General features: G+C 73.8%; 19 protein-coding genes. 7 read left to right on the plus strand and 12 right to left on the minus strand.

Annotated features, from left to right (window positions below):
• Positions 1-292 precede the first annotated feature (292 nt).
• The 5 genes from AB0B83_RS12410 (at position 293) to AB0B83_RS12430 (ending at position 4,252) form a co-directional block, all read left to right on the plus strand.
• Positions 293-1,039: an MBL fold metallo-hydrolase gene (locus AB0B83_RS12410; protein WP_357578230.1), complete on the plus strand. Its 747-nt coding sequence runs from the start codon at positions 293-295 to the stop codon at positions 1,037-1,039.
• 78 nt (positions 1,040-1,117) lie between these two features.
• Positions 1,118-1,894: a hypothetical protein gene (locus tag AB0B83_RS12415; protein ID WP_357578231.1), complete on the plus strand. Its 777-nt coding sequence runs from the start codon at positions 1,118-1,120 to the stop codon at positions 1,892-1,894.
• Positions 1,895-1,972: 78 nt separating this feature from the next.
• A complete protein-coding gene (rph, locus tag AB0B83_RS12420) occupies positions 1,973-2,701 on the plus strand; it encodes a ribonuclease PH (protein WP_357578232.1) in 729 nt (242 codons plus the stop codon).
• Entirely contained in the window at positions 2,698-3,315 is a 618-nt protein-coding gene (rdgB, locus tag AB0B83_RS12425; RefSeq protein ID WP_357578233.1) for an RdgB/HAM1 family non-canonical purine NTP pyrophosphatase, read from the plus strand. The genes rph and rdgB overlap by 4 nt, the downstream gene beginning before the upstream one ends.
• Positions 3,316-3,337: 22 nt before the next feature.
• Positions 3,338-4,252, plus strand: a complete 915-nt coding sequence (locus AB0B83_RS12430; protein ID WP_357578234.1) for an AEC family transporter — start codon at positions 3,338-3,340, stop codon at positions 4,250-4,252.
• 52 nt (positions 4,253-4,304) lie between these two features.
• Here AB0B83_RS12430 and hutH read toward each other — a convergent pair whose 3' ends face one another.
• The 6 genes from hutH to AB0B83_RS12460 all read right to left on the minus strand — a co-directional run bounded on the left by hutH (position 4,305) and on the right by AB0B83_RS12460 (position 12,289).
• Positions 4,305-5,840, minus strand: coding sequence for a histidine ammonia-lyase (hutH, locus tag AB0B83_RS12435; RefSeq protein WP_311412461.1), 1,536 nt, complete (start codon positions 5,838-5,840; stop codon positions 4,305-4,307).
• Positions 5,837-7,039: an imidazolonepropionase gene (hutI, locus tag AB0B83_RS12440; RefSeq protein WP_357578235.1), complete on the minus strand. Its 1,203-nt coding sequence runs from the start codon at positions 7,037-7,039 to the stop codon at positions 5,837-5,839. The genes hutH and hutI overlap by 4 nt, the downstream gene beginning before the upstream one ends.
• On the minus strand, positions 7,036-8,394 hold the full coding sequence (locus AB0B83_RS12445; RefSeq protein ID WP_357578236.1) for a formimidoylglutamate deiminase: 1,359 nt from the start codon (positions 8,392-8,394) through the stop codon (positions 7,036-7,038). Before AB0B83_RS12445 ends, hutI begins: the two co-directional genes overlap by 4 nt.
• Before the next feature lie 112 nt (positions 8,395-8,506).
• Positions 8,507-9,706: an allantoate amidohydrolase gene (locus tag AB0B83_RS12450; RefSeq protein ID WP_357578237.1), complete on the minus strand. Its 1,200-nt coding sequence runs from the start codon at positions 9,704-9,706 to the stop codon at positions 8,507-8,509.
• A 55-nt stretch (positions 9,707-9,761) separates the two neighbouring features.
• Positions 9,762-11,420, minus strand: coding sequence for a urocanate hydratase (gene hutU, locus AB0B83_RS12455; protein WP_357578238.1), 1,659 nt, complete (start codon positions 11,418-11,420; stop codon positions 9,762-9,764).
• Positions 11,421-11,437: 17 nt separating this feature from the next.
• Complete coding sequence (locus AB0B83_RS12460) at positions 11,438-12,289, minus strand: MurR/RpiR family transcriptional regulator (RefSeq protein ID WP_357578239.1); 852 nt, start codon at positions 12,287-12,289, stop codon at positions 11,438-11,440.
• 159 nt (positions 12,290-12,448) lie between these two features.
• Between AB0B83_RS12460 and AB0B83_RS12465 the strand changes: the two genes are divergently transcribed.
• Positions 12,449-14,395, plus strand: coding sequence for a trypsin-like peptidase domain-containing protein (locus AB0B83_RS12465; RefSeq protein WP_357578240.1), 1,947 nt, complete (start codon positions 12,449-12,451; stop codon positions 14,393-14,395).
• A 43-nt stretch (positions 14,396-14,438) separates the two neighbouring features.
• Here AB0B83_RS12465 and AB0B83_RS12470 read toward each other — a convergent pair whose 3' ends face one another.
• Positions 14,439-15,416 (minus strand): acyltransferase, encoded by a 978-nt coding sequence (locus tag AB0B83_RS12470; RefSeq protein WP_357578241.1) that lies wholly within the window; start codon positions 15,414-15,416, stop codon positions 14,439-14,441.
• A gap of 189 nt (positions 15,417-15,605) precedes the next feature.
• Between AB0B83_RS12470 and AB0B83_RS12475 the strand changes: the two genes are divergently transcribed.
• Positions 15,606-17,816, plus strand: a complete 2,211-nt coding sequence (locus tag AB0B83_RS12475) for a sialate O-acetylesterase (protein WP_357578242.1) — start codon at positions 15,606-15,608, stop codon at positions 17,814-17,816.
• Between the two features lie 66 nt (positions 17,817-17,882).
• On the opposite strand, the gene AB0B83_RS12480 is transcribed toward AB0B83_RS12475, so the two are convergent.
• The 5 genes from AB0B83_RS12480 to AB0B83_RS12500 all read right to left on the minus strand — a co-directional run bounded on the left by AB0B83_RS12480 (position 17,883) and on the right by AB0B83_RS12500 (position 24,307).
• A complete protein-coding gene (locus AB0B83_RS12480) occupies positions 17,883-19,208 on the minus strand; it encodes an O-antigen ligase family protein (protein ID WP_357578243.1) in 1,326 nt (441 codons plus the stop codon).
• 31 nt (positions 19,209-19,239) lie between these two features.
• Positions 19,240-20,616: an oligosaccharide flippase family protein gene (locus AB0B83_RS12485; protein WP_357578244.1), complete on the minus strand. Its 1,377-nt coding sequence runs from the start codon at positions 20,614-20,616 to the stop codon at positions 19,240-19,242.
• Positions 20,613-21,680, minus strand: coding sequence for a glycosyltransferase (locus AB0B83_RS12490; RefSeq protein WP_357578245.1), 1,068 nt, complete (start codon positions 21,678-21,680; stop codon positions 20,613-20,615). The genes AB0B83_RS12485 and AB0B83_RS12490 overlap by 4 nt, the downstream gene beginning before the upstream one ends.
• Positions 21,680-22,681 (minus strand): glycosyltransferase family 2 protein, encoded by a 1,002-nt coding sequence (locus tag AB0B83_RS12495; protein ID WP_357578246.1) that lies wholly within the window; start codon positions 22,679-22,681, stop codon positions 21,680-21,682. Before AB0B83_RS12495 ends, AB0B83_RS12490 begins: the two co-directional genes overlap by 1 nt.
• Positions 22,682-22,771: 90 nt before the next feature.
• Positions 22,772-24,307 carry a sugar transferase gene (locus tag AB0B83_RS12500; protein ID WP_357578247.1) on the minus strand — a complete coding sequence of 512 codons (1,536 nt, stop codon included), beginning with the start codon at positions 24,305-24,307 and terminating at the stop codon, positions 22,772-22,774.
• Positions 24,308-24,341 lie beyond the last annotated feature (34 nt).

Consider the following 24,341-nt stretch of genomic DNA (forward strand, 5'->3'; position numbering starts at 1 on the left):
CCTCGGTCACCTCGCTGCGCGGCGACGAGCGCTCGCCGTAGCTGAGCACGTCGTCGGAGCCCCCGCGATGTGGCCGGCCCGCTCACCCAGCGCTACCGGCGGACGCCGTCTCGTCACGGGATCCGGGCGGGCGGCCCGGGCGGGTGTCACGTTGGTGACAACTTCCTGTGGATGACTCTTGTCGCCGCGCGGGCGCGCGTAGGCTGCCCTGCGTGGTGTACGCGTCGGTAGAGATCATCCACAGCGGAACCGTCGACGCGGAAACTACGCATAGTTACAGTGAGAAGACTCGATGCGACTGACCGTCCTGGGCTGCGCGGGCAGTTTCCCCGGTCCCGAGTCCCCCTGCTCGGCCTACCTCGTCGAGGCGGACGGCTTCCGGCTGCTCGTCGACTTCGGCTCAGGGTCGCTGTCCAACCTCCAGCGCTACGCGGGGCTGCACGCGCCCGACGCCATCATCCTGACCCACCTGCACTGCGACCACATCCTCGACGCGGTGACGTACGTGGTGGTCCGCCGCTACGCCCCGGACGGCCCCTACCCGTCGCTGCCCGTCTACGCCCCCGCCGGCGCACCGGACCGGCTGGCCGCCGCGTACGGGCAGGAGGACGGCACGGTCGAGGACGTCTACCAGTTCTACGCCCTGGAACCCGGCACCTTTCCGATCGGCCCGTTCACGGTCACCGTCGACCGGGTGAACCACCCCGTCGAGACGTACGGCGTCCGGCTGGAGCATGGCGGCCGGGTGCTCTGCTACTCCTCGGACACCGCGCCCTGCGACGCGCTGCTGCGGCTGGCCCAGGACGCCGACACGTTCCTCTGCGAGGCGAGCTACCTCGACGGCGTGGAGAACCCGCCGGACCTGCACCTGACCGGCGGGGAGGCCGGCGAGGTGGCGACCAAGGCGGGGGTGGGCCGGCTGCTGCTCACCCACCTCGTGCCCGCCTGGGGCAGCGAGGCGCACACCGTGGCGTCGGCCGGCGCCGCCTTCGACGGGCCGCTCGAGGTGGTCCGGCCCGGCGCCAGCTACGAGATCTGACCGGGCAGTCCGACGCCCGGCCGCTCCGTGCCTCGCACGGGGCCTCGGAAACCGGGTCGTCCGCCTAGGATCTCGCCGGTGAGCGACTCCCCCTCCGGGTCGGCCGGCTGGCAGCCCCACCCGCCAACTCCTCTCACGGGCCCGCCCAGCCCGCCTGGTGCGCTGTTCCCGCCGGCCCCGGCCGGCCCCTGGCCAGGCCACCCGCCGTCGGCCGCCGGGCCGTACCCGCCGCCGTACCCGCCGTCGGCCGCCGGGCCGTACCCGCCGCCGTACCCGCCGCCGGCCGCCGGGCCGTACCCGCCGCCCGGACAACGCGTCGCGTACCCGCCGGTGGCCGGCCTTCCGTCGGCCGGGTCCGGCTCGCCACCGCCGCGCCGGTCCACCGGGCTGCGGGTGCTTTTCGTGCTGCTCGCCGGGCTGCTGGCGACAGGGCTCTGCGCCGGTGGCGGCATCGCGGGCTACCTGGGTTGGTGGGAACCCCGGCAGGACATGGCCGAACGGCGCGCGATCTTCGCGGACTGGGGGCGGCCGCACAGCTTCACCTCCGACGGGCTCGTCGAGGGCGACGACGCGTCGTCGCAGGTGTACCGGTTCACCTGCCCGCAGGGGCGGTGCCCGGTGGACCTCGGCGAACGGGTGCACGACTGGCTCGTCACCGCCGGAGCGCAGGACGCCAAGATCGAGGACGTGACGCGTTGCGTGACCCACGGCTTCCAGTACGGCGGCCCCACCTGCACCTGGACGTGGCGGGCGAACGGTTGCCGGGCGACCGTGACGACGACGGGCCTGGACAAGGTGCCGAGCGGCTGGGACCGGCCGCTCGTGCTCAACGTCCGCATCCGTGAGTGCGACTGATCCGGGCGGCGGACGCGGCGTCGACCGGGACGGGGCACCCCGGAACGGCACGACCGCCGCACCGCATAGGGTGCAGGGATGGCGCGACCTGACGGGCGGCGACCCGACGAACTCCGACCTGTGACGTTGACCCGGGGCTGGAGCACCCATCCGGAGGGCTCGGTGCTCGTGGAGTTCGGCGGCACCCGGGTGCTCTGCACCGCCAGCGTCACCGAGGGCGTGCCCCGCTGGCGCAAGGGCTCCGGGCTCGGCTGGGTCACCGCCGAGTACGCGATGCTGCCGCGGGCCACCAACACCCGCTCCGACCGGGAGAGCGTGAAGGGCCGCGTCGGTGGGCGTACGCACGAGATCTCCCGGCTGATCGGGCGGAGCCTGCGGGCGTCCATCGACCTGAAGGCCCTCGGCGAGAACTCGATCGTGCTCGACTGCGACGTGCTCCAGGCCGACGGCGGCACCCGCACCGCCGCGATCACCGGCGCGTACGTGGCGCTGCACGACGCGGTGACCTGGCTGGCCGGGCGTAAGTCGCTGGCCGGCAAGCCGGAGAAGGTGATGCACCGCTCGGTGGCCGCGATCAGCGTCGGCATCATCGACGGCGAGCCCCGGCTGGACCTCGACTACACCGAGGACGTCGCCGCCGAGGTCGACATGAACGTGGTGTGTACCGGCACCGGCGAGTTCGTCGAGGTGCAGGGCACCGGCGAGGCGGGCGTGTTCGCCCGCGAGCAGCTCGACGCGCTGCTCGACCTGGCCGTCGCCGGCTGCGTGGAACTGGCCGAAGCCCAGCGGAAGGCGTTGAACTCATGAACAAGGTGCTGCTCGCCACCCGTAACCGCAAGAAGCTCGTCGAGCTCCAGCGGATCCTCGACGGCGCGCTCGGCGCGCACCGCGTCGCCCTGATCGGGCTGGACGACGTCGAGGAGTACCCGGAGCTGCCCGAGACCGGCCTGACCTTCGGCGAGAACGCGCTGATCAAGGCGCGGGAGGGCTGCCGGCGCACCGGCCTGCCGACGATCGCCGACGACTCCGGGATCGCCGTCGACGCCCTCAACGGCATGCCAGGGGTGTTCAGCGCCCGCTGGGCCGGCCGGCACGGCAACGACCAGGCCAACCTCCAGCTCGTGCTGGACCAGATCGCGGACCTGCCCGACGAGCACCGGGCCGCGTCCTTCGTCTGCACGGTGGCGCTGGTGCTGCCCGGCGGCAAGGAGCACCTGGTCGACGGCCGGCAGAGCGGCCGGCTGCTCCGGTCGCCGCGCGGCGACGGCGGGTTCGGCTACGACCCGATCTTCCTCGGCGACGGCCAGGACCGCACCAACGCGGAGCTGACGCCGCAGGAGAAGGACGCGGTCAGCCACCGGGGCAAGGCGCTGCGGGAGCTGGCCAAGCTGGTCGCCAAGGTGCTGCCGCCCGCGAGCTGACGGACCCGCCCCGGTGGGAGGGGTGCTGACGGGGTTCGCCGTCATCGTCTCCGTCATCGCCGTCGGCTACGCGCTCGGCCGCGGCGGGGTGCTGGGGCCGGAGGCGGCCACCGTCCTCTCCCGCGTCGCGTTCTTCGTCGCGACTCCGGCGCTGCTGTTCGAGACGGTGGCCCGGGCGGACGTGCCCGCGGTCGTCTCGTCCGCCCTCGTCGTCACGGTGGTGAGCACCACCGCCGTGGCGTCGGTGTTCGTCGCCGTCGCGCGGCTCTGCTGGCACCGCTCCGTCGCGGACGCGACGATCGGCGCGCTGGCCTCGTCGTACGTGAACGCGGCGAACATCGGCATCCCCGTCGCGGTCTACGTCCTCGGGGACGCCGCGTTCGTCGCGCCCGTGCTGATGTTCCAGCTGGTCGTCGTGACGCCGGTCGCGTTCGCCTTCCTCGAGGCGGCCACGGCGGGAAGCAGGCCGTCGCTCGGCACTGTGGTGCTCCAGCCGCTCACCAACCCGGTCACCATCGCGTGCGCGTTGGGCGTCGCGGCCAGCCTGACCGGCTGGCTGCCGCCGGAGCCGGTCCTGCGGCCGATCGAACTCGTCGCCGCGATGGCGGTGCCCGCCACGCTTATCGCGTACGGCCTCTCCCTGCACGGCGCGCCGCGGCCCGGCTCCGGCGACACCGGACGCGACGTCCGGCTCGCGGTCGTCCTCAAGACGGTGGTCCAGCCGGCCGTCGCCTACCTCGTCGCCCGCTTCGCGATGGGGCTGCCGCCCGGCCTCGTGCTGGCCTGCACGGTCACCGCCGCACTGCCGACGGCGCAGAACGTCTTCGTCTACGCGATCCGCTACGGCCGGGGCACGGTCCTGGCGCGCGACTCGATCCTGCTGTCGACGGTGACCGCCGTGCCCGTGCTGATCGGGGTGGCGGTGCTGGCGGGCTGACACCCGCGGGCGCCCGGGCCACCGTGGGCGTGACGGCGGCCCGGGGCGGCCGTCAGTCGAGGGGGCCGATCTCGCGCTCGATGGCGGCGCGCAGCTCGGGCCCGGCCAGCACGGCCCGGGCGGCCTCCATCAGCGGGGCCAGGAAGACGTCCGGCCCGGGTTCCCCGGCGATCCCGCCGAGCGCCGCGACGGCCGCCCGGCCGGCCGGCGACGGGGTGAGCGGGGCGCGCAGCTGGAGCCCGCGTACCCCGGCGAGCAGCTCGACGGCGAGCAGGCTGGTCAGGTTGTCCAGCACGGTGCGCAGCTTCTTGGCCGCCGCCCAGCCCATCGAGACGTGGTCCTCCTGCATGCCGCTGGTGGGCAGCGAGTCGACCGACGCCGGCGCGGCGAGCCGCCGGTTCTCCGCGACGATCCCGGCCGCCGTGTACTGGGCGATCATCAGCCCGGAGTTGACCCCGGCGTCGGGGGAGAGGAACGCCGGCAGCTCCCGGGACCGGGTGACGTCGAGCAGCCGGTCCACCCGGCGCTCGGCGATCGCGCCCACCTCGGCGGCGGCGATGGCCAGGAAGTCCGCGGCGAAGCCGAGCGGCGCCCCGTGGAAGTTGCCGGTCGACTCGACGCGGCCGTCGGGCAGCACGACCGGGTTGTCCACCACCGAGACCAGCTCCCGGCCGGCCACCGTACGGACGAAGTCCAGGGTGTCCCGGGCCGCCCCGGCGACCTGCGGCGCGCACCGCATCGAGTACGCGTCCTGCACCGCGTGCGCGAGGTCGTCGCGGTGCGAGTCCATCACCCGGGAGTCCTGGAGCAGCCGGTGGATGTTCGCCGCCGAGGCCGACTGTCCGGGGTGCGGCCGGATGGCGTGCAGTTCCGGCAGGAACGGCCGCTCCGAGCCGAGCATCGCCTCGATGGCGAGGGCGGCGGTGACGTCGGCCATCGTGAACAGGTGCGCGGCGTCGTGGATCGCCAGCAGCAGCATGCCGAGCATGCCGTCGGTGCCGTTGATCAGCGCCAGCCCCTCCTTGGCGGCCAGCCCGACCGGCGACAGCCCGGCGCGGCGCAGCGCGTCGGCGGCGGGCAGCCGCTCGCCGGCCGGGCCGAGCACCCAGCCCTCGCCGAGCAGCACCAGCGCGCAGTGCGCCAGCGGGGCCAGGTCGCCGGAGGCGCCCAGCGAGCCGTGCTCCGGCACCCACGGCGTCACGTCGTGGTTGAGCAGGTCGACAAGCGCCTCGGCGAGCAGGGGCCGGACCCCGGAGCGGCCGAGCGCCAGCGAGCGGACCCGCAGCAGCATCATGGCCCGGACCACCTCGCGTGGCATCGGCGCGCCCACCCCGGCGGCGTGCGAGCGGATCAGCGCGTGCTGGAGCTCGGCCCGCCGTTCGGGCGCGACGAAGGTGTTCGCCAGCGCGCCGAACCCGGTGGAGACGCCGTAGACCGGGCGGCCGGCGGCCTCGATGCCGTCGACGATGGACCGGCTGGTGGTCATGGCGTCCACGGTGGCCGGGTCGAGGACGACCTTGGCGGAACCGCGCGCCACGGCGAGCACGTCGGCGGGGGAGATCCCGGTGGGCAGGATGGTCACGGTCATTGCGGCACTCCGTTGCGCAGAACCTGGCGGATCAGTGGCACCCCCGGCCGGTAGGCCAGGTGCAGGTGGGACGGGGCGTCGAGGACGATCAGGTCGGCCCGCGCCCCCACGCCGAGCTGCCCGATGTCGTTGCGGCGCAGCGCCCGCGCGCCGCCGGCGGTCGCGGCCCAGACGGCCTCCGCCGGGGTCATCCGCATCTCGCGTACGGCGAGCGCCACGCAGAACGGCATCGACGACGTGTACGACGAACCGGGGTTGCAGTCCGTCGCCAGCGCCACGGTGACGCCGGCGTCGAGCAGCCGGCGGGCGTCCGGATAGGGCGACCGGGTGGAGAACTCGGCGCCGGGCAGCAGGGTGGCGACCGTGGTGGTGTGCAGGCTGTCGGCGCACATGCAGTCGTACCGGCTGGACGCCAGCGCGTCGACGTCGGCGTCGGTCAGGTGGGTGCAGTGGTCGACGCTGGCGGCGCCCAGCTCCACGCCGAGCTGGACGCCCGGCCCGGGGCCGAGCTGGTTGGCGTGCACCCGCACGCCCAGCCCGACGGCCTGCCCGCAGGCGAGGATCGCGCGGGCGTGGTCCACGTCGAACGCGCCCCGCTCGCAGAAGACGTCGATCCAGCGCGCGTGCGGCGCGGCGGCGGCCAGCATCGGCCCGCACACCAGGCTCACGTAGTCGTCGGGGCGGTCGGCGTACTCGGCGGGGACCACGTGGGCGCCGAGGAAGGTGGTCTCCTCGCTGACCTCGGCGGCGATCCGCAGCGAGCGGGCCTCGTCGGCGACGGTGAGGCCGTACCCGCTCTTGATCTCCATGGTGGTGGTGCCCTGCCGCAGCGCCTCGCCGTGCAGCCGCCGCACGGTGGCCCGCAGCTCGTCGTCGCTGGCCGCCCGGGTGGCGCCGACCGTGGTCCGGATGCCGCCGCCGGTGTACGGCTGCCCGGCCATCCGGGCGGCGAACTCGGCGGCCCGGTCCCCGGCGAAGACCAGGTGGGCGTGGCTGTCCACGAAGCCGGGCAGCACGGCGGCGCCCTGCGCGTCCAGGCGTCGGTCGGCGGCCGGCGCGTCGCGGGACGGCCCGATCCAGGCCACCCGCCCGTCGTCGACCAGCAGGGCGACGTCGCGCCGGATGCCCAACGGTCCGCCCTCGCCTCCGACGTCGTTGGTCACCAGCTCGCCGATGTCGTCGACCAGCAGACTGCTCAAGAGGTCACCTCCTCGATCGCCGCGGTCAGTTCGGTCGGCACGTCGACCGTGAGGTGCCGGCCGTCGCGCACCACCGGCCGGCCGTCCACCACGACGTGCGTGACGTCGGCCGCGCCGGCCGCGAACCACACCCCCACCGGCGGTACGCCGGCCGTGCGCGGGCTGTCCAGCCGTACGGTCACCAGGTCGGCGCGTGCCCCCACGGCGATCCGCCCGGCGTCGCGCCAGCCCAGCGCGGCGTGACCGCCCACGGTGGCCGCGTCGCGCAGCTCGGCGGGGGAGAAGTGGCCGCGCCGGCGGGTGCGCAGCCGCTCGTCCAGCTCCACCGCGCGGGCCTCCTCGAAGAGGTCGATCACGGCGTGGCTGTCGCTGCCCAGGCTGAGCGGCAGGCCGACGTCGGCCATCCGCCGGGCCGGGCCGATCCCGTCGGCCAGGTCCCGCTCGGTGGTCGGGCAGAGGCAGACGCCCGTGCCGGCGTCCCCGAGCAGCGTGAGGTCGCCGCCGGTCAGGTGGGTGGCGTGCACGGCCGTGGTGTTCGGGCCGAGCGCCCCCCGGTCGGCGAGCAGCCGGGCCGGGGTGCAGCCGTGCGTGGCCCGGCAGGCGTCGTTCTCCGCCGGCTGCTCGGAGAGGTGCACGTGCAGGGGCGCCCCACGCCGGTCCGCCCACCCGGCCACGGTGGCGAGCTGCCCGGCCGGCACCGCCCGCACCGAGTGGATCGCCGCACCCACCCGGACGTGGTCGTCGGTGGGCCGGAACGCGTCGACCCGCTCCGCCCAGCGCAGCGCGTCGCCGTCGCCGAAGCGCCGCTGCGGCCCGGCGAGCGGCTCCCCGTCGACCGTGGCGGTGAGGTAGCAGGTGTCCAGCAGGGTGATCCGGATCCCGGCGTGCGCGGCGGCCTCGACCAGCGCCGCACCCATCACGTTCGGGTCGGCGTACGGGGTGCCGTCCGGGGCGTGGTGCACGTAGTGGAACTCGCCGACGCAGGTGATGCCGGCCAGCGCCATCTCGGCGTAGACCGCCCGGGCCAGGGCCAGGTACGAGTCCGGGTCCAGCCTGGCGGCCACCGCGTACATCCGGTCGCGCCAGGTCCAGAAGTCGCCGCGCCCGCCGTGGGTGCGCCCGCGCAGCGCCCGATGGAACGCGTGCGAGTGCGCGTTGGCGAGCCCGGGCAGGGTCAGCCCGGGCAGCCGGATCGCGTCACCGAGCACCTCGACGCCGGCCGGCGGGCCGCTCCCGGCCGTCAGCGGCGTCACGTCGGTGATCCGCCCGTCCGCCGTCGCGATCAGCACGTCGGGGGTCGGCTCGGCGCGGTCGGGCAGCCAGGCGTACTCGGCCAGCCAGCGGGTCCCGGTCATGTCGTGTGCCCCCTGTCGAGCTGAATCGTCTGCGACATCAGTCGATCACCGCGGAGGCGAATCGTCTGCGACATCAGCTCGACAGGCCGCCGACGGACTTCCCGGGCCGCGGTCAGCCGCACGCCAGCTCCTCCAGCACCCGGGCCAGGGCGGTGACCCCGGCCGCGCAGTCGGCGTCGCTGGCCGACTCCGCCGGCGAGTGCGACACCCCCGTCGGGTTGCGCACGAAGAGCATCGCCGTGGGCAGGTGCGCGGCGAGCACCCCGGCGTCGTGCCCGGCCCCGGTCGGCAGCACCGGCGCGTCGAGCAGGGTCGCGAGCCGGTCGGCCAGGCCACCGTCGAAGGAGACCAGCGGGGTGGCCGACTCCTCCGTCAGCGCCAGCTCCGTACCGTCACGGCGGGCCCGCTCGGCGGCCTTGGCGCGGACCGCGTCGACCAGCCCCGTCAGCGTCTCCGGCTCGGCGGCCCGGGCGTCCAGCCAGCCGGTCACCTTCGACGGGATCGCGTTGGTGGCGTTCGGCTCCACCGCCACCCGGCCGACGGTGGCGTGGGCGCCGCGCAGCCGCGCCTCCTTGTTGGCCGCCAGCACCGTGAAGGCGTACGTCAGCATGGGGTCGCGGCGGTCGGCCATCCGGGTCGTACCGGCGTGGTTGCCCTCGCCGGTGAACTCGAAGCGCCAGCGGCCGTGCGGCCAGATCGCGCTCGCCACCCCGACCGGCGCGCCGGCGTCCACCATCGCGCGGCCCTGCTCGACGTGCAGCTCGACGAAGGCGGCGAAGCCGCCGAGCAGCTCGGGCCGGGCGCCCGCCGGCCGGGCGCCCAGCGCCTCGGCGAAGCTCACCCCGCCGGCGTCGCGCAACCCGGCCGCGCGCTCCACCGCGATCTCCCCGGCGAGCAGGCGCGATCCCAGGCACGGTACGCCGAAGCGCGCGCCCTCCTCCTCGACGAACGCGCCGACCACCACGGGTCGGGTCGGCGCGACGCCGGCCGTGCGCAGCTCGTCGACGGCGAGGAACGCGCTGACGATGCCGAGCGGCCCGTCGTAGGCCCCGCCGTGCGGCACCGAGTCGAAGTGGCTGCCCGTCAGCACCGCGTCGCCGGCCTCCGGGTCACCCCACCGGGCGAACAGGTTGCCGTTGCCGTCGTCGGTGACCGGCATGCCCCGGCGGTCGGCCTGCTCGCGGAACCAATCCCGCAGCCGCAGCTCCGGCTCGGTCAGCGCGTACCGCAGGTAGCCGCCGCTGCCCTCGTCGCGCCCGACCGGCGCGATCTCGTCCCACAGCGCCCGGAACCGGCCGGCGAGGCCGCTCATGCGGTACCTCCGTTGTTCGCGACTGCGGGGCTCCGCTGCGCTGCACTCCTCGCGCTCACGGGTTGTCACCCTCCGCCATCGGCACCCGCACGCCGGTGGCCTGCGCGACCTCGCGGGCGGCGTCGTAGCCGGCGTCGACGTGCCGGATGACGCCCATCGCCGGGTCGTTGGTCAGCACCCGCTCGATCTTCTGCCCGGCCAGCGCCGTGCCGTCGGCGACGCAGACCTGCCCGGCGTGGATGGACCGGCCGATGCCGACCCCGCCGCCGTGGTGGATCGACACCCAGGACGCCCCGCTGGCGGTGTTGACAAGCGCGTTGAGCAGCGGCCAGTCGGCCACGGCGTCGGAGCCGTCGGCCATCGCCTCGGTCTCCCGGTACGGGCTCGCCACGCTGCCGCAGTCCAGGTGGTCCCGGCCGATCACCACGGGCGCGGAGAGTTCGCCGGAGGCGACCATCTCGTTGAACCGCACGCCGGCCTTGTCGCGCTCGCCGTAGCCGAGCCAGCAGATCCGCGCCGGCAGGCCCTGGAAGGCGACCCGCTCGCCGGCCATCCGGATCCACCGGGCCAGGGACTCGTTCTCCGGGAACAGCTCCAGGATCGCCCGGTCGGTGGCCGCGATGTCGGCCGGGTCGCCGGAGAGCGCCGCCCACCGGAACGGGCCCTTGCCCTCGCAGAACAGCGGCCGGATGTACGCGGGCACGAAGCCGGGGAAGTCGAAGGCCCGCTCGAACCCGCCGAGCTTCGCCTCGCCCCGGATCGAGTTGCCGTAGTCGAAGACCTCCGCGCCGGCGTCGAGGAACCCGACCATCGCCTCGACGTGCTTCGCCATCGACGCCCGCGCCCGATCGGTGAACTCGGCCGGCTTCGCCTTCGCGAGGTCCGGCGCGTCGGCCAGCTCCACCCCCTCCGGCACGTACGACAGCGGGTCGTGCGCGCTGGTCTGGTCGGTCACGACGTCGATGTCGACGCCCCGGCGCAGCAGCTCCGGGAAGACCGTGGCCGCGTTGCCGACCACGCCGACGCTCAGCGCCCGCCGGTCCCGCTTCGCGGCGAGCACCCGCGCGACGGCGTCGTCCAGGGAATCGGCGACCTCGTCGAGGTAGCGGTCGTGCACCCGCCGGTCCAGGCGGGTCCGGTCCACGTCGACGATCAGGCAGACGCCGCCGTTCATGGTGACCGCGAGGGGCTGCGCCCCGCCCATCCCGCCGCAGCCGGCGGTCAACGTCAACGTGCCCGCCAGGGTTTCCCCGAACTTCTTCGCGGCGACGGCGGCGAACGTCTCGTAGGTGCCCTGGAGGATGCCCTGGGTGCCGATGTAGATCCACGACCCGGCGGTCATCTGCCCGTACATGGTGAGGCCGAGCTGTTCGAGGCGGCGGAACTCCGGCCAGGTGGCCCAGTCGCCCACCAGGTTCGAGTTGGCCAGCAGCACCCGGGGCGCCCACTCGTGCGTACGCATGACGCCCACCGGCCGGCCCGACTGCACCAGCATGGTCTCGTCGTCGCGCAGGTCGGTCAGGGTGCGCACCAGCGCGTGGTACGACGGCCAGTCCCGCGCCGCCTTCCCGGTGCCGCCGTAGACCACCAGGTCGTCGGGGCGCTCGGCCACCTGCGGGTCGAGGTTGTTCATCAGCATCCGCAGCGCGGCCTCCTGGGGCCACCCACGGGCGGTGCGTTCGGTGCCGCGTGCGGCGCGTACGGGCTGGGTCATCTCGGCTCTCCTCCGGGTCATCCGAGGAACAACTGGCGGCGGGCGGCGGAGGCTTCGAAGGCCTCCAGCCGGCGCTGGGTGTCGGTCGGGGTGGCGTCGCAGATGGCCTGGAGCAGCACCATGGCCAGGGTCATCGGCGCGGTGTGCAGGTCGAAGACGAGCTGCGCGCCGACCGCGGCGGGCAGCACCACGTCGGCGTGCTCGGTGGCCGGGCTGACCGGCGAGTCGGTGATGGCCACCACGGTGAGGCCGGCGGCCCGCGCCTCGCGCAGCGCGTCCAGGGTCTCCCGGGGATAGCGGGGGAGCACGAAGGCGAGCAGGGCGCCCGCCCCGGCCTCGGCGGCCTGTTCGAGGCGGTCGGTGAGCAGGCTGCCGCCGTCGTCGAGCACCCGCACGTCGGGGTGCACCTTCGCGGCGAAGTAGGCGAAGTAGGCGGCCAGCGGGGCGGCGGCGCGCAGGCCCAGCACCGGCAGGGGGCGGCTGGCGGCCAGCAGCCTCCCGGTCTCGGCGATCCGGTCCCGGTCGGCGAGCTGCCCGGCGAGGCGGTCGAGGTTGCCGATCTCGGCGCGTACCGCCTGCTGGAGCTCGTTGCCGGCGTCGGTCGCGTCGCCCGGGGTGCCGGCGGACAGCTCGCGCAGCCGGCGGCGTAGTGCTGGGTAGCCGTCGTGGCCGAGCGCGACCGCGAACCGGGTGACCGACGGCTGGCTGACCCCCGCGAGCTCGGCGACCTCGGCCGCCGACAGGTACGCGGCGGCCGGCGCGTGCTGCACGAGGCAGTGCGCGATGCGGCGCTGGGTGGGGGTGAGCCGGACCCCCTGGAACAGGTCCAGCACCCGCTCGGTGGGTGCCACGACAGTTCCCTCATTCATGCCGCGACTCTATGCATGAAAACTTTCACAAAGCAACCGTCCGTCGCGGAGTTCCCCCGAGGAACTGCCCGTCCCGCTGAGTGTCGGGCCAGCGACCGGCAGGGGGAGAGCTGGCCCTGCCTCGGTACTATCCCCACGGCGTTGAGCGGAGGAGTGCGCATGCAGCCGGAAGGCCCCTACAGGTTCACCCACATGTTGGGCGGATCTCCGGTCGGAAAGGCCTGGGCTGCCATCGACGGACAGGGCCGCCTGGTCACCGTGGCGGTCCTGGACGCCGCAGTGGCCGCAGCCCCCGGGTGGCGGGAGGCGTTCGCGGGGATCGTCAACTCCCTCGCGCAGGCGCAGGCGCCGAACGCGCTGCCCTACACGTACGCGGACTTCTCGGCCGCCTCGCCCTGGGTGGCGTACTCCTCCGAGGTGGGCCCGGGGGCCGAAAAGCTCTTCCGGGCGCTCGGCGTCGAGTACGAGCCCGCGCCGGCCGCCGTGCCCCCCGTCTCGGCCCCTCCCCAGCAGGTCTCCGGAATCCCGCAGTCGGTCTCCGGGGTCCCGCACCCGGTCTCCGGGCTGCCGCATGTGCCGTGGGCGATGCACACCAGTCCGGTCTCCGCCCAGCCGGCGTCGGCGGCCCCGTACCCCGTCTCGGCCGCTCCGGCCTCGCCCGCCGGGTCCCAGGGCGTCCCGGCGCCGGTGGCCGGCGAGACGGTTCAGATGCCGGTCGTGCAGCCCCGCCCGCCCGCCGAGCCGCCGCCGGACGACCCGTTCGCCGCGCCGGCCCGCCGGATCCAGTCCTCCACCCCGCCCCCGCGCCGCACCGGGCGTTGGGTCGCCGTCGCCGCGCTGCTGCTGGTGGCGGCCCTGGGCGGCGGGGTCGGCGCCTGGGCGGTCACGACGGGCGGCTCGGGCGAGCCGGCGGCTGCGCCCGCACCCACCTCCACCGCCTTCCCGACCGCCCCCCCGGTCAACCCGGGCCTCAAGCCCTGGGCGCAGGCAGCCCTCTACAGCCCGGAGGAACGGGCGTTGGCGACAGCGGCCCCGTCCATGGTCTTCGTGGAGGTCATCTTCACCGGCTACGTGCGGAACAAGCAGGGCGACGCCCCGCTGCGGGAGGCGCCCGTCACGTTCAGCCGGCGATGCAGCGGGTTCGTGGTCAACCACGACGGACACGTCCTCACCAATGGTCAGTGCGTGCAGCCGACCGAGGACATCGTGCTCGCCGGCGCCCTCTCCGCCCTGGCCAACGTCCTCGTCAGCGAGAAGAAGCTCGACGCGAAGGACGTCTCCGCCTACACCCGGGCCAGGATGAGGACGACCCGCTTCACCGGCGCGGAGGCCACGACGGCACCCGAGGTCAAGCTCTTCGGACAGCTGAACGCGGCCAAGGGCGACGTCACGGACAGCCCGGCGATCCCCGGCACCATCGTCCGGGCACTCACGCTGGAAGAGGGCAACCTCGCGCTGGTCAAGCTCGCCCAGCAGAACCTTCCCGCCGCCGAGCTGAACCCCTCCGCCGCCGTCAGCCCGGAGACCCCGCTGCTGATCCTGGGCTACGGCACCACCGACGCCAGCTTCCGGTCCGCCACATACACGGTGCTGTCCAAGCCCGTGCGGGTGACCGGGGTGGACACCCAGTCCACGGTCGGCGCGTACCGCATCAGCGAGGACGTCGGCCTCTACTCCCGAGGCGGGATCGCGATCGACCCGCAGGGCCGCGTCGTCGGGTTGCTCGACAACGACCTTCTCCGGCCCGACAAGGCCAACCGGCTGGTCGCGCCGGTGTCCACGATGACCGGCCTGCTCGGCGCGGCGGGGGTGCAGAACAGCCTCGGTGAGCCCGACAAGCTCTACCGCTCCGGCCTGGACGCGTACTTCGCCGGCGACGAGCCGGTCGCGATCTCCCGCTTCTCCGGCGTGCTGGAGCAGTCCCCGGCCAACCTGCTGGCCCACGCGTACCGTCAGGCGGCCGTCGACAGCGGTGGCGGCGAGGGCGGCTCGTCGGCCCGGCCGGGCTGGGCGGTGCCGCTGCTCGTCGCCTCCGGTGTCGTGCTCCTGATCGGGCTCGTCGCGCTGACCGCGATGTTGTTCAGCCGGCGGGGGAACCGGGCGTAGGGCGGGCCTCGCGCGTATCCCGACGGCCACGCCCGTCCGGCGCCTACGGCCGGCGTCCGCCCGCGCCGGTGAGGTAAGGGCCGAGGCGCGTGCCCAGCACGACCAGCGCGAAGGCCCAGGGCAGCACGAGGGTGGCCGCCAGGTCGGGCCACCCGCCGTCCGGGCCGGTGCGCAGGACCCAGAGCACCGCCGCGTGGCTCAGCACGACGGCGATGCCGCAGGCGGCGAGCCGGCCGACGACGTGCGCCGCGGGCGCGCCGACGCGCCCGTCGAGAGCCTCGGCCAGCAGGATGAATCCGCAGCTGAGCAGGATCGCGGTCAGCACACCGAACACCGGGTTGCCGAAGTCGCCGGCCTTGATGTCCAGCGAGCCACTCGCACCGACGAGCACCAGGCCCGTGCCGGCCGACACCATGCCGGCACCCATGCCGGCGGACAACCGCGACCGCAGCTCACGCAGGTGACGACCGCAGAGCACGAACAGCAGGCAGGCCGGGACGAGGAACACGCCGAGCGGCCCGGCCGTGACCACGTCCGGAGCGAGGTGGGTGGCCACCAGTCCCGCCAGGGCCACCCCCCAGGTGACGGCCGTCCCGAACCGCTCCAGCCAGCGGTACGCGACCGCGATCAGGAACAGCACCGAGACGAACCAGAACGCCGAGAACGGCCGGACGGCGGCCGTGCCCCCGTACAGCGCTCCGCTGAAGGTGTCCGATCCCACGCCGCCCTTCACCGCCGCCGCGGCCGCGAGCATCGCGAGCAGGATCACCAGCCAGGCCAGGTACGGCACGCCGAGGGTCTGCCACCGCTTCCGCAACTCGCCGCCGACAGGTCGGCCGGGCGTCCAGAAGTAGCCGGTGAGAACGAAGAACAACGGGACGTGCCAGGTGTAGATGACCGCCCTGGTGGTGTCGTCGATCCAGACGTGGCCGACGACGACGGCCGCGATTCCGATGATCCGGAGGGTGTCGATCCCGACGGACCGGGTGCCCACCGCGGGCGTCGTGGTGGTAGCGGCCATGGCGGGCATCATCGCAGACAATGACGACGGGTCATGTCCCGCCCCGAGCCGACCGCCCGCCTCCCGACGGGGGGGCAAGGGGCGACGCCGGGAGCGTGGCGTGGTCGCAGGTCCCGGGCGCGCACGATCCGTCGCCGCGCATCGCATAGCCTTGCCGCGACGAACCGTCCGACCAGTGGAGGTCCGAGGGTGCCCGATGCTCTCTCCCCCTTCCAGCGCTTCCGGTCCGTGCCCCGGAAGGTCTGGATCGCCGTGGGGACGGTCGGGCTGCTCGTCTTCTCGCTGGCGGTGCTCGCCTGGCCCTCGTCGCCAGCGGGAAAGCCACAGGCGGCGTGGTCGACGCCCGGCGGCGACGGGACGCGACCGACGGCTGCCCCGGTCGACGGCACGACGTGCGCGGCGAACGTCACCGGCATGGCCGACTTCACGCCGGTCGCGGCGGTGGACCTGCCCGACCGCGTCGACTGGACCAACCGGAACCCGGCGTACGCGTTCGACCGCACCGCCGAGGTGGCTCGCGGCTTCGACCGGGTCGGCTACTGCCTGGAACTGACCGGCCCGGCCGGCCGGCAGTGGGTGTGGACCGCCATGGCGCCGTTCACCACCGACGCCCGCCGCCTCGGTCTGCCGACCCGGGGCGGCCAGATCGTGCGACAGCGGGTCAGTGACCTGGAGATCGCGTCCAACGTGGCGGGCCTGACGACCGGCACGGGGCTTCCCGGTTACCTGGAGATGTGGCCCAACTCGTACAACGCCGGGGCGTCCGGTCAGGTACCCGGCGCCTCCGCCGCCCGTTTCGACGCCGACGACGACCTGCGGGGTGCCCTCGGGTACGGCTCGTTCCAGGTCCACCTGGTCGCCCCCACCCGCCCCTCCACCGTCGCACCGCAGACGGTGCTCGCGGTCAACGGGTTCACCTCGAAGAAGAACACGCTGTCGCTCGGCATAGGTACCGCCCCTGACGGCCACCCCGACTGGACGCTGGCCGACAACGCGGGCGCCTTCACCGAGCGCCGGTTGACGGTGTACGCGAGGCCGTCGGTGCTCACCCTCGCCCAACACCCCCGCGACCGGCAGTTGTACCCGAGGGACGCCGAGAACGGGGCCGTGGTGCCCGTCACCGGCAAGGTGCGCGACGCCCGCGTCAGGGCCGTACGCCTCAAGATCACCAGCGGGGCCGAGGGATGGGAGGAGACCCTGCCGGTGACCGGTACCGGTGACTTCACCTTCCGCCGGCGCATCCTGGCGGCGCTGCGGGAGTACCGCTTCGAGCTGCACGTGCTGGGCGACGGCCTGAGCCGCCGGGTCGGCCTCTGGGACGGGGTGGTCGCGGGTGACGTCTACGTCATCCAGGGCCAGTCCAACGCCGTCTCGGCGAAGTACCGGGGATCGGCCGCGGGGGAGGAGTCACCCTTCGTCCGCAGCTACGGCTCGTCCACCGTGGACCGTACGCTCTCGGCGTCCGACCGGGGATGGAACTACGCGGTCAGCGAGGCGATCCGGCAGCCCGGCTCGGTCGGCCAGTGGGGGATCCGGATGGCCCACCGGCTTTCGGACACCTACCAGGTGCCGGTGGCCGTCCTCAACGGCGCCGAGAACGGCAGGCCCGTCTCGTTCTTCCAGCGCAACGACGCCAGCCCGGGCGACCTCGCCACCAACTACGGTCGCCTGCGGCAGCGTCTGGTGGCCGCCGGGGTGGCCGGGCGGGTCAGGGCCGTGCTCTGGTACCAGGGCGAGTCGGACGACAACGACGCCGCGCGGCACGTGGCCGGGTTCACCGCCCTGCTCGGCGACTGGCGGCGGGAGATCGGCACCGACATTCCCGGCGGAAGCCGGTACTACGTCTTCCAGGTGCGCACCTCGCCCTGCGGTGACAGTGGTACCGGCCAACTGCGGGAGGCCCAGCGGCGGATGCGCGACACCCTCGGCGTGACGGTGCTGTCCACCAACGGCCTGTCCGGCCACGAGGGCTGCCACTTCGCGTGGGAGCAGGGCTACCGCGAGCTGGGCGACCGTGTCTTCCGCGTGCTGGCCCACGACCTGTACGGCGGTCCGGGGGACGGGGTGGCCTCCCCCGACCCACGGTCGGCGGCCTTCGCCGACGCCCGACGCACCGAGGTGGTCGTCCAACTGCGCGACGACGACCCGCTCACGGTCCAGCCCGGTGTGCAGGCGGACTTCCGCATCCATGGCGGCACGGTCACCGTCACCGGCGTCGCGTACCGCGACGGCGGCCGGCTGGTGCTGACCCTGTCCGGCCCGGCCGACGGCGTCTCGGGGGTGAGCTACCTGGGCCACGCCGGGGCGGGGCCGTGGATCGTCAACGCGACGGGCGCCGGGCTGCTGGCCTTCCACAACCTGACGATCGCCGCCGGCCCTACTCCCGGCGGCGGCTCGTGATCCACCCGGGCCGGCTGGCCAGCGCCTGGCCGCCGCTGCGCGCCGCGGTTCGGCGGGCCCGCAGGCTCACCGATCGGTCAGCGCCCCGGTCCGGCCCTGCGCGTGCCACGGCGTCAGCTTCCGCAACGCCGCCCACCGTCCGTCCGGCCGGTCGGCGGCGTCCACCGGCCCGGCGGCCGGCACCGGGTCCGCCGTGGCGGACGCCGAGGAGGTCAGCATGAGCGCGATGAAGATCCACGACAGCCCGTCGACCGAGAGCGGGTTCCAGGTGACCTCGGTGAACGAGTAGATGACGAGCAGCACGACGGGCGCCTTCGCGGAGAAGGCCCGACCGTCGGTGACGCTCCCGTGCAGCAGGGTCGTCGCCCACAGGCCCCACAGCGTCAGCGCGACCAGGCCACCGGCGAAGATGACCAGGACGTACCCCGAGTGGAAGAAGTGGGTGGGCGCCTCGCCGACGTCGCGCAGGTAGTACCACTTGGAGACCCCGACGCCGGTCGCCTCCGTGCCGGCGATGTACTCGCGGGCGGCCATCCAGATGTTGCCGCGATTGCTCAGGGTGGTCTTCGACGCCGTCCATGTCAGGTAGGTGGCCAGCCCGAGGGCGGCCACCACCAGGGCCACGCAGAGAGGGAAGTTGATCCGGAGGAACTGCCGCCACCGTTCGAGGACGAGGCTGCCCAGCAGCCAGAGGCCGGCGGCGGCGAGGGCCAGGTAGCTGGTTCGCGAGCCCGTGGCGACGATGATCAGCAGGCAGAAGGACGCCGATGCCAGCAGTTCCAGCCTCCGCATCGCGCAGAGGCTGGCGACCAGCGTGAACGACGCGAGCATGGCGATGTAGTTCTCGGAGTCGTAGAAGCTCTTGAACAGTGCCCCCGCCATCGAGCACTTCTCCAGCTTCCCGGCGGTGCACGCCCGCCACGACTGCCCGGAGAAGAGGGTCGGGATCGTCATCACCGACAGGACGGCCAGCCCCGTCCAGGCCATCGCCCGGCTGGTGAGGGCGGTGTCCCGGGACAGCAGGGCCACGGCGAGCAGCAGCAGCGCGGACGCCCCGTACGCCGCGAGTCTCGAGCCGTAGAGCCCGGCACCACTGAGGCTGTCCACGGCGAAACACCAGGCGAGCAGCGCACCGGCCATCAGTAGGCTGATCCGGCGCCAGATGTCGGTGGAGCCGCGCAGGCTGCGGCGGCCGGACACCACCAGCCAGACCAGCAGGCACAGCACCAGCAGCCCGATGAGCGCGGAACTGCGGTCGCCGGCGAGCACGGGCGCGGCGTTGGTGAGCACCGCGAACCCGATGAGGGCGACCGCCGGTGCGCCGCCGCCGAAGGACGCGGTGACCTGCCGCCGGGCACGGACCAGCCAGACGGCCACCGTGAGACCACTCACCGTCAGCAGGAAACCGAAGAGGCCGACCAACTCAGGCCCTTTCTCTCGACGACGTCGGACCGGCGGCCGGCACGGCGTCACCCGGCGGCTGCCGGCGGAGGGCGACGGCGAGGCAGCCCCACAGCAGTACGCAGAGGAGCGCGTCGCAGACCAGGCTGGAGACGACGGCTCCCTGCCAACCGTAGGCGGGGATGAGCCAGACGTTCAGCAACGCGTTGACGACCCCGACCGCGATCTGACACACCGTACGGCGGCCCTGCATCCGGCTGCCAGAGAGGGTGTCGGCCGCGAGGTAGTGCAGCGCCTTCAGCACGAGCAGCGCACTCAGCCCCTGCAGCGCCGTCTCGGCCGCCGCGAACTCGGCCCCGAAGACGTACGGCATCGTCCACGCGAACGCGACGAGCGCCAGGCTGGCCGGCGCGCTGAACATCAGGTAGCGCGGCAGCAGCCGCCGGGTGAGGGCGAAGGCGGCCCGGGTCCCGTCCCGGCCGGCCTCGAAGAACTTGGGGTACGCGACCGCCGCCATGGAACGGCCGGGGGTGTACGCGAAGTCGACCACCCGGTACGCCGCCGCGTAGATGGCGGCGCTCTCGGGGGTACTCAGTCGCGACAGCATGACCTTGTCGAGGTCGTTGTAGACGGTCTGGGCCGACAGCCCCACGGCGAACAGCATCCCGGTCCGGGCCTGCCCCAGCGCGCCGCGGATGTCGAAGCCGAACCCGCCCGCGCCGCGCAGCCCGAACCCGATCACGAGCACGCTGATGACGGCGGAGATGACGGCCGACAGGGTCGCCCAGCCGTACAGCGTCATCGGTTCCGCAGCCGCGATGCCCAGGGCCAGCGCCCCGGCCAACCGACACACGTGCAGGAGCGCGGGGATGACCGAGGCGAGGAAGACCTGGCCCCGGGCCTGCACCGAGGCGGCCACGACCTCGACCAGGCGCCACGCCACCAGGTCGGCGAAGGCGAGGCAGGCGACCGCGACCACGCTCACCTGGGCGCCCCAGATGGCCACCCCCGCGGCGGTCACCAGGACGGTCGCGCCTGCGCCGAAGACGAGGGTGAGCAGCAGGCCCCGGGCGAGATGGCGGGGCCAGTCGGACGGCGAGTCGGCGTAGCTCTGGAAGATCAGGCTCGGCGCCCCGGCCGACGCGAACGGCGACACCACGGCGATGAGCGCGGTGATGCCGACGAACAACCCGTAGGTGTCGATCGGCATCTCCCGCGCGAGGAGAACGAAGAGCGCGCCCTGCGCGATGGTTCGCAGCAGGGTCCCGGTGAAGAACTTCCCGGACTTGCGCAGGAAGCCGTCGCCCCGGCCGGACAGGGAGGACCTCCGCCGGTGTGATCGCGGGCGGGCACCTTCGGGGGCCGCCACGGGCCCGGCCGTGCCCCGGGCGAGCGTCACCGCTGCAACGCCTCCACCCACTGGCGGCTGACGACGGCGGGATCGAGGGCCGCGCAGCGTGCGTGCCAGGCCTTCTCGAAGTCGGCGTGGGTGGGACGCGCCTCCTGCGTCATCCTCCGCACCGCCTCCGCGAGCGCCTCGGGGGTGGGCGCCGCCGCCAGCGTCCCCGGCACCAGCGTCGGGATCAACTCGTCCAGCGCGGGCACCGGAAGCGTGGCGACGGGCAGGCCGGCCTCGGCCGCCTCGACCAGGCTGAACCCGAACGTCTCGGCTCGGGAGGGGTGCACCAGCAGATCGGCCTCGGCGAGGAGCCCGCCGACGCCGGGAACCCGGCCCAGGAACGTCACGCGGCCCTCCAGGCCCAGGTCACGCGCCTGGTTCTGGAGCAGTTCGCGTTCTTCGCCGTCGCCGGCCAGCGTCAGGTGGTAGGTCTCCGGCAGGAGGGCGAGGGCGGACAGGGCGCAGGAGTGGTTCTTGTACGGACGGAAGGCCGCGGTGGTGAGGAGTTGGATCCTGCGCGGGTCGACGACGGCCCGGGGCGCGACGAACGGGGTGAGCGGCATCGGGTTGGTGATGGTGACGACGGGCTGCTCCGGTGCGAGGTGCCGTACGGTCCTCGCGACGCCACCCGAGACGGCGACGACGAGCCGGGGCCGCAGCACACCGACCCGGGTGACCCGGGCGAGCGTCCGCACCCTGCGGTCGATGCGCAGCCGCTCCGGGAGCAGGGAGTGTTCCCATGCCACGAAGCTCCTGCCGGACCCGGCGAGCGCCGCGCCCGCCGGCACGCTTCCCCACAGGCCGCTGGACACGATCTCGACGTCCTTCGGAAGGGCCTGCAACCGGCGGCGCAGCGGCGGCACCGCCTCCATCAGGCGGGTGATCCGGGACCCCAGGTTGAGGGTGTCGATCGGCAGGTCGCCGAGGCCGGCCGGGATCCCCCGCGACATCACGGTCGCGGAGACCTCCACGCCCTGCGCCCGGAGGCCCTGCATGAGCAGCGCGGCCGCCCGCTCCATGCCGTAGAAGGGCTCCAGTTGGGGCAGCACGAAGTGCAGACGCATCAGCGTTCTCCGTCGGTCGGGCAGGCACCGGCGGTGACGCGGGACTTGCGCATCGCCACCCGTTCCAGGGTGGCCCGCGGCACGAGGCCGAGCGCGGCCAGCACCGCGTTACGGGCCGACGGCGGCGAGTTCCGGCGGATGGCGCGCACCATCTCCCGTACGCCCTGCCCGTCGCGGGACTGGAGGGCGTAGCGGAGGGTCTGCGCGGCGATGAAGTCGGAGAAGGTCTCGGGGGACCACACGCCTTCCCACCGCTTGGCCCACTCCCACGACTGGCGCCAGTCGGCGCGGGCGGAGATGGAGCCGGGGCTGCCCACGGTGTAGACGGCGGTGGCCTCCTGCACCTGCACGATCCTGGCGCGGGGCAGGCGAGCCGCCCGCACCAGCCAGTCCCAGTCCTGGTGCCGGGGCAGCGCCTCGTCCCACGGGCAGCGGGTGGCCAGTTCGTGGGTGGTCACCAGGGTGGAGGTGGGCAGCGACTGGCGACCGACGCCGAGGTGCCGGCGGCGGAAGAGGTAGTCCTCGGGAAGCATGCCGTCGCTGATGAGCGTTTCCGGGGCGGCGGTCGGGAGGGGAGCGGCGCCGGCCTTGCGTTGCAGGATCCGGGACGACACGACTGGCAGCCAGCCCTCGGCGGCCAGCCGGTCGACCACCGGTACCTGGACCGCCAGTTTCGTCGGGAGCCAGGCGTCGTCGTCGTCCAGGAACGCCACGTGGCTGCCCGGGGCGGCGTGCGCGACTCCGAGGTTGCGCGCGTGCGAGCCCCGCCGGCCCCCGCCGGTGCACACGATCTCGTCCACGTGGCCCCGCAGGTCCTGCACGGACGCGGGAATCTCGGCCAGGTCGCACACGACCACGATGTGTACGGACACCCCCTGCTGCCCGCGTGCCGACAGCACCGCCTCCGCGATGCTGGGCCTGCCCGTGGTCGGGATCACGACCGAAACGTCCGGCAATTGACTCTCCAAGCACTCGGCGCGCGGTGGACGGCGAGCGCGCACAGGAAACAGCAGACTGTGGGGCCGGGGTTAGGGTGCCCGCGGAATCCCCGGTCGGGTGGGCCGTCGAGGGGACAGCCCTCGCTCAACGGCTCAGCGACCACCGCCGCGGAAGACTTCGGACACCGTCCGGATCAGCACCTTGGCGTCGAGCCACAGCGACCAGTTCTCGATGTAGTAGTTGTCGAACCGTGCCCGGTCGGAGATCGGGGTGTCGCCGCGCAGACCACTGACCTGCGCCAGCCCGGTGAGCCCCACCGCGACCCGGTGACGCATGGCGTAGTTGGGGTACTCGGCCGAGAACTTCTCGACGAAGAACGGCCGCTCGGGCCGGGGCCCGACGACGCTCATGTCGCCCCGCAGGATGTTCCAGAGCTGCGGCAGTTCGTCCAGCGACGTGCGGCGCATGAAACGGCCGATCGGTCCGACGCGCTGGTCGTGCGCGATCGACCAGTTCGTCTGTGACTCGTGCTCGTCGACGGGACGCATCGAGCGGAACTTGATGATGTGGAACGGCTTGCCGTGGCGACCGATCCGTTCCTGGTAGAAGAAGATGCCGGGACCGCCGTCGAGGAGCGTCGCGATCGCGCAGAGCAGCAGCACGGGGCTCAGCAGGAGCAACGCGGTGGCGGCGAAGGCGATGTCCGAGGCGCGCTTGAGCGCCCAGCGGGGTCCGGACAGCGTGATGTCGCCGACCTTGACGATCGGGATCGCACCGATGTGGTCGCCGTGCGAACGGGAGCCCCAGAGCCGCGGCACCGCCCACAGGTCGCAGCTCGCGCTGCGGGGCTGGCGGAGGACCTCCATCAGGGTCAGCTCCGGGCAGATCGGGTCGGCGATGATGAGCACGTCGCACTCGACCATCCGCACGAGCGGTTCCAGCTGGTCCAGGGTGCCGATCAGTGGGAGCGCCGCCGGCGTCTGCGGGGGCGTGGAGTCGACGCAGCCGACGAAGCGCAGCCCGTACTGGGGGTAGCGGCGCAACAGCCGGGCGAGTTCCACGGCGATCGGGCCGCTGCCGATGATGATGGCGTTGTGCTCCACCCACCGACGCTTGCGCGCGATGGTGGCGAACTCCCGCGAGAAGGCACGACCGACGAGGACCAGCCCGGCCGCGATGATCACCCCGCGCGCGAACCCGCCCACGTAGTCGGCGGAGTCGTGACGCAGCGCCGCGACGATGGTGACCACGGCCGCGGACGCGAGCAATCGTCCGCAGAGGCTCGGGAGTTCGTCGAGGATGCTCACGTGGCGACGGGCCCGGTAGAGCCCGCCCGCCGCGAAGATGGCCACCGTCAGGCCGGCCATGCCCAGCGTCCCGCGCCAGTACTGGTGGCTGAACAGCAGGGGCGCCAGCAGGGCGGCCACGTCGACGGGGGCCGTCATCATCCAGGCCCGCAGGCCCCGGGTGCGCGTGGACGCGCGGGAACTGGCGTACGGCAGCACCGCCGTCACGTCGAGGCCGGGCCGGGGCGCTCCGCTCGCCTGACCGCCTGCCGGTGGCGCGGAGGCGGGCAGCGAACCGGTGGAGTCCGCCTCGTCGCTCACCCCCACTGCCATGCCTCGTGCCGCCACCTCATCGCCCTGCGGTGTCGTGGCGTGGTGGCCCATCGCCTGTTGCCTGGACATGGTTGGTCCTTCCCCGTTGACTGCCCCGGGGCGG

This window comes from Micromonospora sp. NPDC049060 (genome assembly GCF_040649055.1).
GTDB classification, from domain to species: Bacteria; Actinomycetota; Actinomycetes; order Mycobacteriales; family Micromonosporaceae; genus Micromonospora; species Micromonospora reichwaldensis.